The sequence below is a fragment of the Chlorobium sp. genome (genome assembly GCF_049593655.1).
Taxonomy (GTDB): domain Bacteria; phylum Bacteroidota; class Chlorobiia; order Chlorobiales; family Chlorobiaceae; genus Chlorobium.
On sequence record NZ_JBAWHG010000020.1, the window covers coordinates 1 to 2,523 of the forward strand.

Annotated in this window: 3 protein-coding genes; 2 read left to right on the forward strand and 1 reads right to left on the reverse strand. The window is 51.8% G+C overall.

Going from position 1 to position 2,523, the window contains the following annotated elements; genetic code table 11:
- Nucleotides 1–70 precede the first annotated feature (70 nt).
- Nucleotides 71–1,354 carry an IS110 family transposase gene (locus WBP50_RS03140; RefSeq protein WP_423931608.1) on the reverse strand — a complete coding sequence of 428 codons (1,284 nt, stop codon included), beginning with the start codon at nucleotides 1,352–1,354 and terminating at the stop codon, nucleotides 71–73.
- 314 nt (nucleotides 1,355–1,668) lie between these two features.
- On the opposite strand from WBP50_RS03140, the gene WBP50_RS03145 reads away from it, so the two are divergent.
- Both WBP50_RS03145 and WBP50_RS03150 read left to right on the forward strand, forming a co-directional pair.
- Entirely contained in the window at nucleotides 1,669–1,956 is a 288-nt protein-coding gene (locus tag WBP50_RS03145; protein WP_423931610.1) for a type II toxin-antitoxin system RelE/ParE family toxin, read from the forward strand.
- The gene (locus WBP50_RS03150) at nucleotides 1,934–2,227 is read left to right on the forward strand and encodes a helix-turn-helix domain-containing protein (protein ID WP_423931611.1); all 294 of its coding nucleotides are present in this window, start codon (nucleotides 1,934–1,936) and stop codon (nucleotides 2,225–2,227) included. The genes WBP50_RS03145 and WBP50_RS03150 overlap by 23 nt, the downstream gene beginning before the upstream one ends.
- Nucleotides 2,228–2,523 lie beyond the last annotated feature (296 nt).

The window sequence follows — 2,523 nt, forward strand, 5'->3', positions numbered from 1 at the left end:
CGAGGTCAGCGCCTCAACGTTCGCTAAAACGGGCTCCTCTCCGCCGAATCGCTGCCAAGACAGCCGTTTGTCAGCAGTTGTTCAGTTTTTCATAGGCAAACATTTCCTTGTTTTTCATCAGAGTCCAAGCGATGCCGAGCAGCTTTGCTGCCAGCTTTACCCGAAGAATGCCCACCATTCCTTGTTCCCGCTCACGTCCTTTGAGTTGTTTGGCAAACCAGCATCTGAAAAAGGTGTTCCGCGTCGAGGCGACGACTGCTGCCTGACACAGTGCGTAGCGCAGATCGGCATTACCACGTTTCGATATCACCGGCGTTGCTTTCATGGCCGGTTTACCGCTTCTCGATGCACTCAGATCAAGTCCTGCCAGCTTGATGACCTGGCTTACTGTTTCGAAACGGTGCGGATCACCGATATAGGCCAGCAGCTTGGAAGAGATATCGGGTCCGACACCCGGAATACTGAGTACATAAGGATACTCTGCAAGGCCCGAACAAAGTGTTTCGATGCGTTCTTCGATCTCCCGAATGAGCTGCCGAACGTTCTGGAGTTGCCGGGTGAGCAACTGACCCTCATAGATCGCCAGTTCACCAGTCTTGCATCCGATAGAACCATGGGCGGCTTCCCAGATCCGGTACAGATGCGCTTCCTGCCGTTTGCCTTTATAGACAGGGACAACCTTTGCAAAGAACGATGCATAATCCAGTTCGCTGATCTGTTCAGGAGAACAGCAGGTGCCGATGACGGCTAACGTATCCTGCTGGCAGGTATTGATGAACTGATCCATTTCAGGAAAGAACTGCGCCAGCAGATTGTTTCTGATGCGGGTTTTGAGCCGCTGCTCCTCCTTTTTGAACTTGTGCTTCAGACTCAGCAGCTCCCGGAGTTGCCGTATCTCCATGCTCGGGTACTCGTAAAACTGACATTTACCTTGAGCAATCAGGTCAGCAACATTGGCTGCGTCTTTCCGATCATGTTTGTCCCACCGGCCATCAAGCAACTCTCGATTCTGTTTGACGGCCACCCCCGATACCTGAACGACTTGCATCCCTTCTCGTACCAGATAATCAGCCAGTGGCTTGTGATAGTTGGCGGTTGGTTCCACACCGAAAACCACGGTATCGAGCTGCTGCTGCAACCGCAACTGTTCTGCTCTGGAAAGGAGCAATTCAAATCCTTCCCGGTTGTTAGGGAAGCTGAACTGCGAGCACAGCACCTTACCGGTAGCCGTACCGAAAAACGCACGATGCTTTTCCTTGGCAATATCAATGCCGACAATCAGATGTCGATCAGAACCTCGTATTTCAACGCGCAATTGCCGATACAAGGCCAGTCTTTCAGCTTCGGTTTGCATAACATCCTCCTTTTCTATGGGTTACACTACGGTGTCCTCCATATATTCTAACTCAGGATGCCATCTATTGTGCCATGCTGTCGCTAACTCAGGGCGCAACCATTATATAACGTTCACAACTACGTAAACTAACGTGATGAAATTCTTGCTTTTCAGAAGCAAGGTTCTGTTGCTGAAGCGGGCGAATCCGTAACCGAAAGGGCCCAGTGCCGCGAAGAGCAAGAGCGGCATTTTTTCACACTGCTCTTTTCTGGTGACGGCAAAAGCGCTGTAAAGCGGCAGAAACGTGATTTTTTGTTCAGGAAGGTCGGCATATGGGTGGTCGGAAAAGACCAGTGCCCTGCCACACTCCGGGTACGAGGCAAGAAAGAGATCAGATTGTTCCTAAGGAGTATTTCAAGAAACTCCAGAATACAGACGGAATATGGGAGGTGCGCTCCTCACAAGGAGGCAATGCCGTCAGGCTGTTAGGGTTCATGCATGAAGGAAACCTTGTCGTATTGACCAACGGCTTTTCCAAAAAATCACAAAAGACTCCGGCGCAGGAGATCGCGCTGGCAGAACAGAGAAAAAAAGACTATGAAAAACGACAGGAACATTGATGAACTGCAGGCGTTCATCGACGAACAGAAAGCCACCAGCCCCGGCTTTGCCGAAGGCTATGACGAAGGGTACCGGAATTTCCGCATCGGCGTCATGCTCAAACAGGCCCGACTCAATACCGGCATGTCCCAGGTAGAGGTTGCAAAGAAGCTGAAAACCCACAAGTCGGCAATTTCCCGCATCGAAAACCATGCCGAAGATGTCAAGCTCTCCACCCTTGTCAACTACGCCGAGGCGCTGGGCAAAAAACTTGACATCCTCATTCATTGAGTGGCAAGCAGCCTTACTTTCAAGGCTGTCATCCATACAGCAAAGCCCCCAACAAGGGGGCTCGCCGCTCAGAAACCGAATCTCGTGCACATTCGCGCATGCACCATCATCTCCCGCGTGGTGAACGCCGACGGGGGAGAATCCGCGAATCCGTAACCGCAAGGGCCAATGCCGCGAAGAGCGGGACATGACGCGCCGGAATACCCGCATCATCTCCTGCATGCTTTTTTGCCGTCACGCATGGGGGTGCCACCGCTTTGTTGCAAACGCTACAGAACGGAGCCTATCTGGTACAG